Annotated in this window: 13 protein-coding genes; 9 read left to right on the top strand and 4 right to left on the bottom strand. The window is 63.5% G+C overall.

What is annotated here, in order from left to right; translation table 11 throughout:
• Positions 1-2 precede the first annotated feature (2 nt).
• A complete protein-coding gene (locus TMPK1_RS18770; protein ID WP_420244968.1) occupies positions 3-1,232 on the top strand; it encodes a flagellar hook protein FlgE in 1,230 nt (409 codons plus the stop codon).
• Positions 1,233-1,302: 70 nt separating this feature from the next.
• The gene (gene flaF / locus TMPK1_RS18765; RefSeq protein ID WP_420244967.1) at positions 1,303-1,758 is read left to right on the top strand and encodes a flagellar biosynthesis regulator FlaF; all 456 of its coding nucleotides are present in this window, start codon (positions 1,303-1,305) and stop codon (positions 1,756-1,758) included.
• Positions 1,759-1,796: 38 nt separating this feature from the next.
• Here the strand turns inward: flaF and TMPK1_RS18760 are convergent, their stop codons facing one another.
• From TMPK1_RS18760 to TMPK1_RS18750, 3 genes are all read right to left on the bottom strand, one after another.
• On the bottom strand, positions 1,797-2,237 hold the full coding sequence (locus tag TMPK1_RS18760; RefSeq protein ID WP_420244966.1) for a flagellar biosynthesis repressor FlbT: 441 nt from the start codon (positions 2,235-2,237) through the stop codon (positions 1,797-1,799).
• A 177-nt stretch (positions 2,238-2,414) separates the two neighbouring features.
• The gene (locus TMPK1_RS18755) at positions 2,415-3,299 is read right to left on the bottom strand and encodes a flagellin (RefSeq protein WP_420244964.1); all 885 of its coding nucleotides are present in this window, start codon (positions 3,297-3,299) and stop codon (positions 2,415-2,417) included.
• A 139-nt stretch (positions 3,300-3,438) separates the two neighbouring features.
• Positions 3,439-5,106: a tetratricopeptide repeat protein gene (locus TMPK1_RS18750; RefSeq protein ID WP_420244963.1), complete on the bottom strand. Its 1,668-nt coding sequence runs from the start codon at positions 5,104-5,106 to the stop codon at positions 3,439-3,441.
• 103 nt (positions 5,107-5,209) lie between these two features.
• Between TMPK1_RS18750 and pseB the strand changes: the two genes are divergently transcribed.
• Together pseB and pseC are read left to right on the top strand one after the other, a co-directional pair.
• On the top strand, positions 5,210-6,220 hold the full coding sequence (pseB, locus tag TMPK1_RS18745) for a UDP-N-acetylglucosamine 4,6-dehydratase (inverting) (protein WP_420244962.1): 1,011 nt from the start codon (positions 5,210-5,212) through the stop codon (positions 6,218-6,220).
• On the top strand, positions 6,217-7,431 hold the full coding sequence (gene pseC / locus TMPK1_RS18740) for a UDP-4-amino-4,6-dideoxy-N-acetyl-beta-L-altrosamine transaminase (protein WP_420244961.1): 1,215 nt from the start codon (positions 6,217-6,219) through the stop codon (positions 7,429-7,431). Before pseB ends, pseC begins: the two co-directional genes overlap by 4 nt.
• A 22-nt stretch (positions 7,432-7,453) precedes the next feature.
• On the opposite strand, the gene TMPK1_RS18735 is transcribed toward pseC, so the two are convergent.
• Positions 7,454-8,011: a hypothetical protein gene (locus TMPK1_RS18735; RefSeq protein ID WP_420244960.1), complete on the bottom strand. Its 558-nt coding sequence runs from the start codon at positions 8,009-8,011 to the stop codon at positions 7,454-7,456.
• A 157-nt stretch (positions 8,012-8,168) separates the two neighbouring features.
• On the opposite strand from TMPK1_RS18735, the gene sciP reads away from it, so the two are divergent.
• The 5 genes from sciP to TMPK1_RS18710 are packed head-to-tail and all read left to right on the top strand — an operon-like array spanning position 8,169 to position 14,268.
• Positions 8,169-8,429 carry a CtrA inhibitor SciP gene (sciP, locus tag TMPK1_RS18730; protein WP_420244959.1) on the top strand — a complete coding sequence of 87 codons (261 nt, stop codon included), beginning with the start codon at positions 8,169-8,171 and terminating at the stop codon, positions 8,427-8,429.
• Positions 8,430-8,484: 55 nt separating this feature from the next.
• Positions 8,485-10,443 carry a hypothetical protein gene (locus tag TMPK1_RS18725; RefSeq protein WP_420244958.1) on the top strand — a complete coding sequence of 653 codons (1,959 nt, stop codon included), beginning with the start codon at positions 8,485-8,487 and terminating at the stop codon, positions 10,441-10,443.
• On the top strand, positions 10,440-11,303 hold the full coding sequence (locus tag TMPK1_RS18720; RefSeq protein WP_420244957.1) for an N-acetylneuraminate synthase family protein: 864 nt from the start codon (positions 10,440-10,442) through the stop codon (positions 11,301-11,303). Before TMPK1_RS18725 ends, TMPK1_RS18720 begins: the two co-directional genes overlap by 4 nt.
• A complete protein-coding gene (locus TMPK1_RS18715; RefSeq protein ID WP_420244956.1) occupies positions 11,300-13,048 on the top strand; it encodes a cytidylyltransferase domain-containing protein in 1,749 nt (582 codons plus the stop codon). Before TMPK1_RS18720 ends, TMPK1_RS18715 begins: the two co-directional genes overlap by 4 nt.
• Positions 13,045-14,268 (top strand): class I SAM-dependent methyltransferase, encoded by a 1,224-nt coding sequence (locus TMPK1_RS18710; RefSeq protein WP_420244955.1) that lies wholly within the window; start codon positions 13,045-13,047, stop codon positions 14,266-14,268. The genes TMPK1_RS18715 and TMPK1_RS18710 overlap by 4 nt, the downstream gene beginning before the upstream one ends.
• Positions 14,269-14,270: the final 2 nt, after the last annotated feature.

The raw sequence follows: 14,270 nt of genomic DNA, 5'->3' as shown, positions 1-14,270 counted from the left end.
AGATGAGCTTGTTCGGATCACTTTTTACCGGCGTCGCTGCGCTGAATGCGCAGAGCCAGTCGATGTCGATCATCGCGAACAACATCGCGAACGTGAACACGGACGGGTATAAGAAGCTCAATGCGAGCTTCTCGGACCTGGTCGTGCAGACCGATCGCAACGCCGTGTACAACTCGGGCGGCGTTCGCGCCAACACCAACTACACGCTGAATCAGCAGGGCTCACTGACGCAGACGGAAAACAAAACCGACCTCGCACTGTCGGGGAATGGTTTCTTCGTCGTGCAGCAAAATACCGGCGCGAACCAGTCGCAGTTCTTCACGCGCGCCGGTTCGTTCAAGCTCGACTCGAACGGCTTCCTGGTGAACTCTGCGGGCTACTTCTTGGTCGGTCAGCCGATCAATGCCAACGGCACACTCGGCGCCAATCAGCCGATCGCCGTGAACACGGTGCAGCCGAAGCTGATTCAGACCGCCAACGCAACGTTGGCTCTCAATCTCGACGCAACGGCAGCGACGAGCGCGGCGACTGCACCGAGCTTTACGCGCACACTACGCGTCTTTGACAGCCAGGGCGGCGCACAGGATCTCACGGTCCAGTTCAACAAGACTGCGGCCAACGCCTGGAGCATGGACGTCAAACTGCCAGGCACCGGCACGGCCACCGGCGCGCCGGTGGCGCTCACCTTCAACACCAACGGCTCGATCGCAACGATCGGTGGCGCTGCAGCCCCGCCGGCGACGGGGTTTAGCCTGACCGCCATGAACTTCGGCAACGGCACCGATACGACGCAGGCGGTCAAGTTCGACCTCACCGGCATCACGCAGTTCTCGTCGCCGTTCGACGTCACCTTTGCCAATCAGGACGGCGTGCCGGTGGGCGGCTTCAGCGGCGTGTCGATCGACAATGCCGGCATCGTCACCGCGAACTTCACCAACGGCCTGACGCAAAAGCTGGCGGTGTTGCCGGTGGCGGTGTTCTCGAACCCGAACGCGCTCAATGCAAAGAGCGGCAACGTGTACGAAGCGACGCTGGCATCGGGGCAGCCCAACTTCAAAGCATCGGGCAATGGCGGCGCGGGCACGATCGCCTCGTCCACCCTTGAAGCTTCGAACGTCGATCTGGCCGAAGAATTCAGCCGCATGATCGTCACCCAGCGTGCCTACAGCGCCGGCACCAAGGTCATCGCGACCTCGGACCAGATGCTACAGGAACTCCTGAACATCCGTTGATGAGGGCCGGTGGCCGAATAAGGCTGCCGGTAACCCTTCCTTGACGGGCAACTGATTAACTCCGCGGGTCATGACCATGCGCAGCGCAGCCGGCTACGGGGCTTACTCCCACGTCCAGAACCGCACCGAGGATTCCCGGTCGGTTGAGTACCGTCTCCTGGCCCAGGTAACCGCAGCCATGCTCGCGGCCCGGGACTCAGCGAAGGACTTTCCCAAGTTGGTCGATGCGGTTCTTTGGAACCGCTCGGTCTGGGCGGCCTTTCGAGACGATTTGGCACATCCGCAAAACGGACTGCCCGAAGACCTCAAAGCGCGACTGATCAGCCTGTCTTTGTGGGTCGATCGCGAGAGCTTTGCCGTCCTCGGCAAGACCACCGACATCGACACGCTGGTCGAAGTGAATCGGATGATCATGGAAGGCCTCGCTGCTTCGCAGCGTACAACGACCGAAGCAGTCGCACCGCCGCCGAACGTCGCGGCCGACGCCTCGGCACGTATCCATCAGCTGGGTTCGACGACAGCTTGAATGAATTCGCTTCCGCCATTGGGCGGAAGCGCGATTGCTCAGCGGCCTTTCGGCGTTTTGCTGGCTGTTGCCTCTGACGCCGCTGGGGCGGGCGTTTTCAACAGTTCATCTTCTGCAACGATCAGCGACTTGCACGCTTTCAGCGCGCGATAATGCTGTTTCGCGGCCACGTTCTGACCGATCAGCATCAATGTCTGCTTGATCACGGGCAGCGACGTCACTTCCAGATATTCGTTCAACAGCCGGTATAGCTGCTCGTCGTGGAACGCCACGTTCTGCGGATCAACGTAGGACAGCATCACGGCGAAGTAGATCCGGCGGGCCGGCGTATTCGCCTCTTCCTCCTGCATCACATCGCGGTCGCGGAGCAGGATGGCTTCGTTCTGCAGGATCAGCGATCGGCCATCGCGACCAACCTGCACTACCGTGCCATTGAGAATGAATTTCTCGCCGGGCTTCAGATCAAGTTTGAGCGGCATGTCGTTCTTCTAAAGCGTTTTCCTTTTGCCTGGAAACGCCGCGATTGCCGGATCGCTTCTTGCCACTGTCCAATCGCGCCGCTGTCAGCGAGGGCATTGGCGCACGGCCGGGAGCCAGACAAAGAAAAACCCGGGCGGCCGAAGCCGCCCGGGTCATCCCGAATACCTGAGTCCGTATTAGCGGAACAGGTTGAGCAGGATCGACGGGCCCTGGTTGGCGATGCCCAGCGTCTGGATCGACAGCTGCTGCTTCGTCTGGAGAGCCTGCAACTTGGCCGATTCCTTCGCCAGGTCGGCGTCCACCAACGAACCGAGACCTTCGGTCGTGGCGTCCGAGATCGCCTGGTTGAAGGTCACCTGCTGTTCAACACGGCGCAAGTCGGCGCCGAGCTGGCCCAGCGAGCTGGCAACCGCGTTGAAGTACGTCGCGAACGAGCCCTTAGCCGACAGCTGACCAGCAGCCGAAGTCGCACCGAGCGTCGTAGCAGCGCCGCTCGAAACGGCCTTCGTGAAGTTGTTGAAGCCGCCGACGGCCGACACGCCCTGGGAACGCAGAGTGATCGACGTGCCGTTCGGCGACGCGATGACTTTGATGTCCGTGCCCGTGCCCTTCACGACACCAGCCGACGAAGTCGAGCTGACGATCAGCGAATTGCCGTTGTAACGCGAGCCGTTCAGGAAGTTACGCAGATCGCCCAACAACGCTTTCAAGTCGTCGTTGTAGATCTTGCGCTGCTGGGTGGTGATCGAAGCGTCCGACAGCTGCGTCAGCTTCGCTTTGGTGTTCTGCAGCGTGCCAGAAACCGCTTCCAGGCCCGAAATACCGACCGAGAGGAGGCCCTTCGCCGAACCGAGCGCCGAAGCGATCGCTTCGTACGACTTCAAGTCAGCGCGGACGCCTTCAGCGACGGCAAACACCGACGCGTCATCGCGAGCCGACGAGACCTTGAGACCCGTCGACACGCGGTTCTGCGTGGTGGCGAGGTCCGAGTTCACCGCAGACAAATTCTTCAGCGCGACGAGGGCGCCGACGTTCGTCTGAATAGAGTTATTGATAGCCATGACTAGATATCTCCTGTTCTAGGTACGTCCTGAACCGAGCGCCCATACTGGGTCGCTTTCTTCGGTCCACATTCTAGCTACGGCAAATCGGCGGGAAGGTCAACCAAACGCCGCCGTTTTTTGGCCTGAATCTCTCTGGTTAACGCTTTGTGACCAAAGGAAAAAATGGCTCGGTCCGGTGCGGCGCGATGGGCTGCCCGGCGAGCGCTTTAGCCAGCCAGTCGCGAAGGATAGATTCGGCCTCCTCGAAGGCGTGATCCCAGGTAATCCCGGTCGCCTGTGCGAACGCCGGCATCCAGGGATCGAAGCCGTCGGGTAGCTGCGCAACCCAGGGGGAGGCGCCGTGAATGGCCAGGGACGGGGTACCGACCGCGGCCCCGAGCATGAGGGGGGCGGTTTTGGCGCCAAAGGTGAAATCGAGGGTCGAGATCAGGGCGGCAACCGTATCCAGGTCATCAATATGGTCGATGTCGTGGAAATGGTGGACCTCGACCCCGAACTCGTTGCGGAAAAACTCGATCGTTTCGTCCGGCTCTGAATATTGCAGGCTGATCAACGTCGCATCGCCAAGGTCCCGGAGAATGTTCCGGTAGCGGGCCGGCGCTGCATATGCTTCGGCGCGCGCACCCGAATACAGCTGGGACCGCCAGACGAAGCCCACTTTCGGCTTGTCGCCGAAGGCGCGTAACCGCTCTTCGAAGCGGGCCACTTTTTCGGGATCGGGCTGCAGCATCCGGGTCGGGCGCGCGGGCCAATTGCCGAATTTGCGCCAGGCATAGAGCGGCAGACTGCCGATATTCATCAGCGTGTCGAACTGGATCCCTTCTTCTTCGATCCAGGGATAGCCCGCGAACAGCACGTCGCCGGATTTCCTGAAGAGCTGCGGCCGGACATCGAGATCGGGATAGGTTCGCTTGAACAGTTTGACCAGTTTCGCGTGGATCTCGAGCGTCGGATTTTCGACGTCGGCCAGCAAATGCGGCAGATCGGGCGTGAAGTGGAGCTGATCGCCGATTCCCTGTTCAGCACCGATCAAAACACGTTCGCGACGAAGCCGTTTCTTGCCGTCCCAGACGGGAACGTTGATCTCGCGATTGACGTAAGCATGCGACGCGGGGACGGTTCGCGCTTCGTAGGCTTCCCAGCCCGCTGCGAAATCGCCGAGACCCAACAGGACCAGCGCCTGATTGAATCGGATCGAGACATTGCCGGGCGCCAAAGCCATGGCAACCGCATACTCAGCGGCGGCGGCCTCAAGCTTGTTCTCGCAACGCTCAAGCCACCCGAGATTCATGCGAATTGCTGGGTCGTCGGGGCTCAAATCCCGCGCATATTCCAGGAAAATACGGCCCTCGGTCCAAAGCGCCAGTTCAGCGGCGATGAGGCCCGCGGTCAGCCAGATGGTGGGCTCGGTGGGATGTTGTTCGAGCAGCCCGCGCACCATTTCCATGGCCGGCTCGAACTCGCGCATCGCGTACAGAATTGCGCCGATTGAATGCAGCACGTCGACTTCGCTCGGCACCAGCTCCTGCAGGCGCAGGTAGATGGACAAAGCCTCTTTGTACTGACCGATCGAATATAAAAAGGCGCCGATGACGCGCAGCGTGAACGGGTTATCGCCAGAGAGGTCGTACGCCTCCTGGAACTTGTCGAGCGCCAGATCTGGCCGGGAAGCGTCCAGGAACGACTGGCCTTCGCGCAAGATGGCGAAGAGCGCCGGCGAGATGTCACCCGCGGCCAGCGACTTCTTGATCGACGCCGGCATCGGGAATTCGAAGAGGCTGGCTTTAGGCTCGGCGTTGGACATTTATGCTCCGCAAATCGTGCGCGAGTTCTCGTTCGGTACGGTTAAGTCGGCGTTAATCCAACCGCCGGATAACCGGCTGGCAAGCGGCTGTTAGTGGACCGATATGTACAATCTGGACGACACTTCCATCCTGGTGACCGGCGGCACTGGCTCGTTCGGAAAAGCCTTCGTCGCACACGTTTTGCAGCGCTGGAAGCCGCGCCGTCTCGTGGTGTTCTCACGCGACGAGCTGAAGCAGTACGAGATGGAGCAGATGTTCCCGACATCGCGCTATCCGTGCATGCGCTATTTCATCGGCGACGTCCGCGATCTCGGCCGCCTCACCATGGCAATGCGCGACATCCAGTATGTCGTCCATGCGGCTGCGCTGAAGCACGTGCCGATCGCGGAATACAATCCATTCGAATGCGTGATGACCAATATCGGCGGCGCGCAGCACGTGGTGCAGGCAGCGCTGGCGAATGGCGTCACGCGTGTGGTCGCGCTGTCGACGGACAAGGCTGCAAGCCCGATCAATCTCTACGGCGCGAGCAAACTGGCGTCGGACAAGATTTTCGTGGCGTCGAACAATCTGGTCGGCTCGTTGCCGACGCGATTCTCGGTCGTGCGCTACGGCAACGTGCTTGGCTCGCGCGGCAGTGTCGTGCCGTTCTTTCGAAAGCTGATCGATCAGAAGGTCGACAGCTTGCCGATTACAGATCCACGCATGACTCGTTTCTGGATCACGCTGCCGCAAGGCGTCGAGTTCGTGCTTTCCTGCCTTGAGCAAACGCAGGGTGGCGAAATCTTCGTTCCGCGCCTGGCGAGCATGCGGGTCACGGACCTTGCACGCACCCTGGCTCCGGATCTGCCGCAGCACGTCGTCGGTATTCGGCCGGGCGAAAAACTGCACGAAGCGTTGATCACGGAAGACGACGCGCGCACCACGGTAGAATTGCCGGATCGCTTTGTTATCGAGCCCGGCTGGCGCGACGGCCCGAAAACGCCGAACGCGAAACAAGTGGCCGAAGACTTCTCATATACGTCGGACAACAATGACAACTGGCTCGACGAAGCGCAGCTTCGCCAGATGCTGAAAGAGGCGGACGCGCCTTTGATCTCCGCCGCCGCATGAGCGGCGGGGCAGACGACTTTCTCCCGTACGGTCGGCACGTCATCGAAGATGATGACGTGGCTGCGGTCGTCGACGTATTGCGCGGCAATACGCTGACGACCGGCCCGGCGGTCGAGAAATTCGAAGCCGCATTGTGCCAAGCGGTCGGCGCTCCGCACGCGGTCGTGTGCGGCAACGGCACGCAAGCATTGCACTTGGCAGCGCTCGCTGTCGGCCTTGGGCCCGGCGATTGGGCAATCGTTCCGTCGATCACCTTTCTTGCCACCGCGAACGCGGTTCGGATGACCGGCGCGGACGTCGTCTTCGCCGACGTCGACGCAGACACTGGGCTGCTGACGCTCGAGGGAATTGCGAAAGCGGCCTCGCGAGCTGGCGGCCGGATAAAAGCTGTGATGCCGGTGCACCTCGCAGGACGCGCTTGCGACCTGCAGGCCATCTACGGTGAAGCTGCGAACCAGGGATGGCGCGTCGTTGATGATGCCTGCCACGCGCTAGGAACGCGCGTTGCCGACGAAGGCGACGGATGGCGCGTCGGCGACGGACGATTTAGCGACGCGTCGTGTTTTTCCTTTCACCCGGTGAAGACTGCCGCGATGGGCGAAGGCGGCGCGATCACGACGCGCGACGCGTCGATCGCTGCCGCAATGCGACGCTTCCGTTCGCACGGCATGGTGCGCGACCAAGCGCAATTCCTTCGCCCCGAGCTTGGACTCGACCGCGCCGGCGCTGCGAAGCCTTGGTACTATGAGATGGCTGATCTGGGCTGGAATTATCGCGCGCCCGATTTGTTGTGCGCGCTCGGAACCAGCCAACTTGCGAAACTCGAACGGTTCGTCGATCGCCGTTTGGAGCTGGTGCAGCGCTATGAGCAGTTGCTGGCGCCGCTGTCGCCAATCGTACGGCGCATTGGTGCCGGACAGCAGCAGCGACCGGGTTGGCATCTTTGCACCGTGCTGATTGATTTCGAAACGGCGGGGATTGACCGGGGGACCGCCATGCGCGACCTCGCTGCGCGCGGAATCGGTACGCAGGTCCACTATATTCCAGTGGCTTGGCAGCCCTATTATCGCGGGCTGTACGGCGAGCACGACTTGCCGGGCGCGGCGTCCTATTACGCGCGTACGCTCAGCCTTCCGCTTTTTCCGTCCATGCGGGATTCAGATGTCGACCGCGTGGTCGAGCAGCTCGCGGCGGTTTTGTCGCTCCGATGACCGGCGGCCGATGACCGCCGCCTCAGGCGACCGCCGTCACCGAGCTCGTCTTGGGGACCGGGCTCGAAGCAGACACCTGCGTCGGGCTTGGGGTCGTAGACTGTCCGGGCGTGACTGTGTCGGTCGGCGTAGTCGTGCTGACCTTGGGTGCCACCGCCGCCTCAACCGGGCGCAGTTGCACTTCTTTGGCGCGCGGACGATCGGCCCCTTGCTCCGCCCGAACCCGCTGGGCCTCTTCCTCGAGGCGGCGTGCCTGCTCGCTATAGACGTCGCTGGGCAGCTTCGACGGGAACTGGCGGACTACCTTGCCGGTGTCGGGATTGCGGTATTGCAGCACGGCGGTCGACGTATCTATGTCGATAACGATGACCGGGCTGACATATTTGGGGGCGTTCGGGTCACCCGCCTGCGCGAGAGCCAGCGGTGCGCTGGAGTCTGCGCGTGCAACAGGAGGCGTGTAAGCACTGCCAGCCGTATCGAGCTTGGCGGCGCCGTCCGTTTGCGGAGCAGGAGGCTCGGCTACGCGACTAGGCACAACCGTGAGCGTCCGTTCTGGAGGTGTAACGACCTTCGTGTCCATCGCCGTAACCCCTTTCTGGGTCCAATCGGCAGTAACTGCCGGTCCGGTCAAATTGTCAAGACCGGTCTGTGGTTCGTTAAGGCGGATTTAAAGAGTGAATCCCCAAACAGTAGGCCGGGGTCGCGGAGCGCCGCGGATCCTCTGGGTACGGGACTTCATGGAACGTCGAGAACCAGACGAGGCCGAACGGCTTTTGTCGGGCAGAGACCCGATCGAACTGCCGCCGACCGACACCAAGCGATGGGTGGTTCGCCGCAAGGCAGCCGTCGTCGCCGCTGTGCGTCTCGGACATCTCACCCTCGAAGAAGCCTGTGCCCGCTATTCGCTGTCGCTCGACGAGTTCCTGAGCTGGCAGCGCGTCGTCGACCGCTACGGCATTCACGGATTGCGCGCCACCCGGGTGCAACAGTACCGCTGACGGCGGTACGATCCACAACCGCGCACGAACAACCGCGCGGCGCACCGGAATATCGATGACCCGGTTTTACGCCTTCTTCCATTGCAACCTGCTGTTCTCCTCGATCCCCGAGGAGCAGCGGGCCGCTGTTGTCCGCAATTGCTATTGGCCGATGTTGCGCCTGGCCGACCGGCCCGGCATCCGCATCGGCATCGAGGCGCCCGCCTCCACGCTGGAATTCGCCGCCGCCGCCGATCCGACCTGGCTTGAAGCCCTGCAGGAAGGCCTCGATCGCGGCCGAGTCGAGCTGATCGGCAGCGGCTACGTCCAAGCGATCGGACCGCTGCTTCCAGCGGCCGCCAACCGCCTCAATCTCGCGTTCGGCCAACGCCGCTACGAACAGCTGCTCGGGCGGCGCCCGACCGTCGCGCTGATCAACGAACAGTGTTTCGCCGCCGGCCTCGTCCCGCTCTATCGCGAGGCAGGCTTCGATGCGCTGATTATGGAGTGGGAAAACGCACGACTCGCCGCGCCGGAAACCCACCCGCATCGCTGGTCAGCCGCGCGCGTTGCAGCACCGGACGGCAGCACGATGCGCGTGCTGTGGCATCAGACGCTGATTTCGCAACAGATGCAGCGCGCCGCCCACGGCGAGACGTCGCTCGACGAGTTCTTCGCCTCGCTCGCACGCCGGCGCAACGACGCATCGGCCGATCCGATCGTGGCCCTCTATGGCGGCGATGCGGAGATCTTCGACTTCCGTCCCGGCCGCTTCGTGACCGAGCCCGAACGCAATGCTCGTTCGGAATGGGATGTGCTGGGCGATGCATTTGAGCGCGCGCTGCGCGAGCCAGGTGCACAATTCGTCCATGCAAGCGAGCTTGCGTCGCAAACGCCCGCCGACGCGCCGATCGTGGCGACGCAATCGGCGGCGCATCCGATCGCAACCAAGAAGCAGTTCAAATACAACGTCGTGCGCTGGGCCGCCTCCGGTCGCAACAGCCTCGGCATCAACACACGCTGTGCCCGCCTGTCGCTTGCGATCGGGGCGACGCCGGACGATGAGACGGCGCGTGCGCTTTGCCTTGCCTGGGCCAGCGATGCGCGCACGCACATCACCCTGCCGCGTTGGCAAGCGCATGAAGAAGCGCTGGCCGCACTCGAGCAGCGTTTTGCGCCCGCCTTGCCCGTCGCACCGCAAATCCGCGGCACGGGCGCTGCCAAACGCCCGACACCCGAACAACGATTTGTCCAGGTCGAGACCGACGCGATCTCGATGACATTGAATCTGCGCCGCGGCCTGTCGATCGAGCGTGCAGCACCACGCGGCGACAATGAATCGTGGTGCGGAACGGTCGCGCACGGCTATTTCGACGACATCGCGATCGGCGCCGATTGGTACACGGGCAATCTCGTTTTTCGTGCGCCGCTGAAGCATCAGGTGACCGATCTCGAACCCGCCGAGCCAGTGCCGGTCGAAGACCCTGCCGGCCAGTGGACCGGCTTCGAAGCGCGCATCGACTCGCCGCTCGGTCCGATCTGGAAGCGCGTCGTCGCACGGCATGATCGACCGACAATTGAAATCACCACACGCCTTGACTGGGCCGAGCTTCCACGCGGCTCGCTTCGCCTCGGCCATCTCACGCTCGATCCGCGCGCCTTCGACGCCGGCAAGCTTGCCTATGCGACGCACAATGGCGGCGAACAAGCGGAACGGTTTCTCATGAACGGCGTGCCGTTCGATCACGGCGCCGCCGTTTCGCATCTCGTCACCGCCACGACCGCGCTCGGCGCAACGGAAGGCGCCTTCTGGTTCGACGACGGCACGCGCCGCCTCACCATGCGCTGCGATCGCAACTATGCCGCGCTGGTACCGATGATCGCCTGGCATCCGACCGATCACGGATATTTGTGCCGCGCCTGGTGGTCGGCGCAGGAACTGGACGACACCGCGATCGAGCGCGGTCCGCTGCCGGCCGCCGAGGTGCCGCTTGCCTTCCGCTTCGAACTCGCGTTCGGTCCGGCTGGAACATGAAAAACTTTCCGCTCTTCATCGCCGAAGTATCGAGCAATCACGATCGTGATCTCGGCCGCTGCCTTGCGTTTGTCGACGCCGCCGCAAAAGCCGGCTGTGGCGCGGTCAAGTTTCAGATGTTTCGCATCGACGAGCTGTTCGCGCCCGAGATTCTCGAGCGCAGCGAAACCCATCGCAAACGGCGTAGCTGGGAATTGCCGGACGAATTGCTGGCGCCCATCGCCGCGCGCTGTCACGAGCTCGGCGTGTTGTTCGCGTGCACGCCCTTCTCGCTCGACGCGGTCGAGCGTCTCGCGCCCCATGTCGATTTCTACAAAGTCGCATCCTACGAGCTGACCTGGCCCGATTTGATCCGTGCCTGCGCGAAGACCGGCAAACCCGTCGTGCTGTCGACCGGTATGGCGACGCTCGACGAAGTCGAAGCCGCCGTCGCCGCTGCGCGCGAAGCCGGTTGCCGCGATCTCAAAGTGCTGCACTGCGTGTCGAATTATCCGACCGTACCAGCCGACGCGAATCTGGCGGCGATCGAAACGCTGCGCAAAGCGCTGGGCTGCCCGATCGGATGGTCGGATCACACGGTCCGTCCGGGCGTCATCCAGCGCGCCATCCATCACTGGGGCGCGGAAGTGATCGAGTTCCATCTCGACCTCGACGGCAAAGGCGCCGAATACGCTGCCGGACATTGCTGGCTGCCGCATGAAATCGCTTCGGTCATTCGCGATCTGCGCGACTCGTTCGAAGCCGACGGCGCACCGACCAAACAAGCAAGTCGCGACGAGATCCCGGAACGCGACTGGCGCGCCGATCCGTCCGACGGGTTGCGCCCGTTCAAACATCTCCGCGCAACGTGGAAGCCGTGACCAAGCGCGCCGTCGCAATCGTGCAGGCGCGCATGGGGTCCGGGCGCCTGCCCGGGAAATCGCTGCGGCCGCTCGCAGGCCTGCCGCTGGCAGGTCACGCGCTGTTCCGGTTGCGCCAATGCAAGCAGCTTGACGACGTCGCGCTTGCAACCACCGACCGCGCCGAAGACGACGCGCTGGCCGACTGGGCGCGCGCACAAGGTTTCGTGACCGTCCGCGGCTCAGCAGACGACGTGTTGTCCCGCTACCTCGATGCAGCGCGCGCCACGCAGGCCGACATCATCGTGCGCGTCACTGGCGACGCCCCGTTGGTCGACCCGGCGCTGGTCGATCTTCTGGTCGAGCGGCTGCGCGTTGGTGACGTCGAGTTTGCTGCGATCGAAGGGCGCTGCAGCGATTGCGGCATCGATCCGATTACACGCGACGGGCTGGAACGGCTCGGACGTGAAGTTGGAACGCATCCGGTCGCACGCGAACATGTGACCGGCTATCTGCATGTCGATCCCGGTTTCCTGTTGATCGCGCAGGTGCGTGCAACCGGCGATCGGTTTGTCGAAGGCGCGCGGCTGAGCGTCGACGTGCCGGCCGATCTGGCCTTCTTCGAAGCCGTGTATGCGCAACTCGGCGTGCGCGCGCCCGAGGCCGATTTCCTCGCCGTCCTGGCCTTGCTCCGTCGCGACCCGTCGCTGCTTGCGATCAACGCCGCGGTTCGGCAACGCGCGGCCAGTGAAACGCCGTTGCGCCTGATCGCGCATGTTGAAGCCGGCGCGACCGCCGGTCTCGGCCATCTGCAACGCGCTCTGGCGGTCGCCACAGCCGCGCGCGATCGACACGCGATGGACGTCGTCATTGCCAGCGACGGCGACGATGCAACCTTGCGCCGCGCCCGTGACGCCGGCTTTCGCACGATGCAGCTCGCTGCGCGCTGGGATGCGTTGGCGCCGCTGGTCGACACAACCAAACCAACCGCATTGCTGGTCGACCGTCGTACCGGTCTCGACGAAGCGGATCTCGATCGCGCGGCGGCGTCGGGCTGGATCGTCGGCGTGATGGACGATGCGCATGCGCGCCGTCGTGCTGCGCGTCGCGCCTGGTACCCGCCGGTTGCAGGCGCGCGCGGCTTGGATTGGCGCGGCAGCACTTGCGTCGTTCGCGTCGGCTGGGACTGGATCCCGTTGCGATCCGGCTTTGCATCATCGCCGCCGCACGAACGGCCGCAGTCACCGCCTCGTCTTCTCGTCGCGGCCGGCGGCAGCGACCCGCAGCGATTGCTGCCGCGCCTGGTTGCAGCGGCGCGCCTTGCGGCGCCGACCTGGCAGGTCGATGCCATCGTCGGTCCGCTTGCGACCGCAATACCCGCTGCGGATCCCGGCGTGACCTTGCAGCGTGACGTTGCCGATCCAATCGCGCTTCTGGATCAGGCGTCGTTGGTCGTAACCGCGTACGGCGTCTTCGCGTTCGAAGCTGCCGCGCGCGGCGTTGCCAGCTTGCTGGTGCCGCTCGACACAGAACAGGCCAGCAGCGCAGCCGCCTTCGTCGAAGCCGGCTTTGCGCGCGCCGTTCCGCCGCGTGCCGACGACGCGAGCCTGGTTGCCGCGATCACGGCGTTGGTTGCCGATGCCGACTGGCGTCAGCAGGCTGGCGCACGCGCGCGCGACGCAATTGATGGTGGCGGTGCCGCGCGCATCGCCGATGATCTCGCCGCGGCGCTACACGCCGCCTCTTCCGCACAGGTTGCTGCATGACGCTGACATTTCGTCCGGTCGATTCCGTCCCGGTTCCCGCTGCGAGTGACGGTCTCGTTGCGCCACGCCCGTGCCCGGTCTGCAACCAGCAGGCCGGCGAGCCGGTGACGGCGCTGCATGACTTCCAGTTTTTCTCGGACGACGCAAAGACGCGCAAACGCGTGTTGGTGCAGATCTCGGTCTGCCGCGCGTGCGACACGACCTATACCGATCCGCGCTATACGGCCGACGGGTTCGCGCTGCTATTCGCCGAAGCCGGACAATCTTACGGCTCGAGCGAAGGTCGTCCGCACGAACAGGTCGGCTGGCTGACCGAACGCGGCCTGTTGCCCGACGGCGCCGCCGTGCTCGACGTCGGCTGCTATATGGGACGCTTCTTGTCGTTGCTGCCCAAGACGACCGAACGGCTGGGAGTCGACATCGATCCGCTTCTGATCGACAAAGCCCGCGCCGAAAGCCCGGACATTCATTTCATCGCCGCGGACTTTGAAAAGCTGACGCTCGACCGGCGCGTCGATCTCATCACGATGTTTCACGTGCTCGAACATGTCGGCGAACCGGTCGCGGTGCTGCGCCAGCTTCGCGCTTTGTCGCACGACGGCACGCGTCTGGTGGTCGAGATTCCGATTCTCGAGAATGGCCGCACGAACGATCTGCACGGCGTGTTTTCGATGCAGCATTTGACCCATTTCTCACGCGACAGCGCTCTGCGCTGCTTTGCGCGCGCGGGCTGGAAGCTGCTCGAGATGCAGGATTGCGACGGCTATAACGGCACGCGGTTCATCGCAGCGCCCGACAGCGAACGCGCGGTCACCACGCGCGACGCGCAGGCGCGCACAATTCTCGTCGATGCGCTGTCCTGGATGGCGGAGTCGGCGACCCAGGTTGAACGTCGCGTTGCCACCGTGCCGCAGGAAGGCGACCTGGTCGTCTGGGGTGCCGGGCTGCACACCGAACTTCTCTACCATCGCACCAGCCTGTTCGCGGGCGGTACGAACCGGCGCTTTGCGCTGATCGACAGCGACAAGCTGAAACAAGGCAAAACCTGGCGCGGCATTCCAATTCACGCTGCCGAAGCGTTGGCTGACGTCGACTGGACCCGCACAACGCTGGTCATTTCGAGCTATGGCGGTCAAGAATCGATCGCCGAAGCGGCACGCGCACGCGGCGTACCCGGCGAACGCATCGTCAAGCTCTACGCACAAATCCAAGCATACTGACG

Source organism: Roseiterribacter gracilis (genome assembly GCA_018332375.1).
In the GTDB taxonomy this organism is placed as follows: Bacteria; Pseudomonadota; Alphaproteobacteria; order BOG-932; family Roseiterribacteraceae; genus Roseiterribacter; species Roseiterribacter gracilis.
The sequence above is the reverse complement of the archived record's forward strand: the minus strand, read 5'-3'. Positions and strand labels throughout refer to the sequence as shown.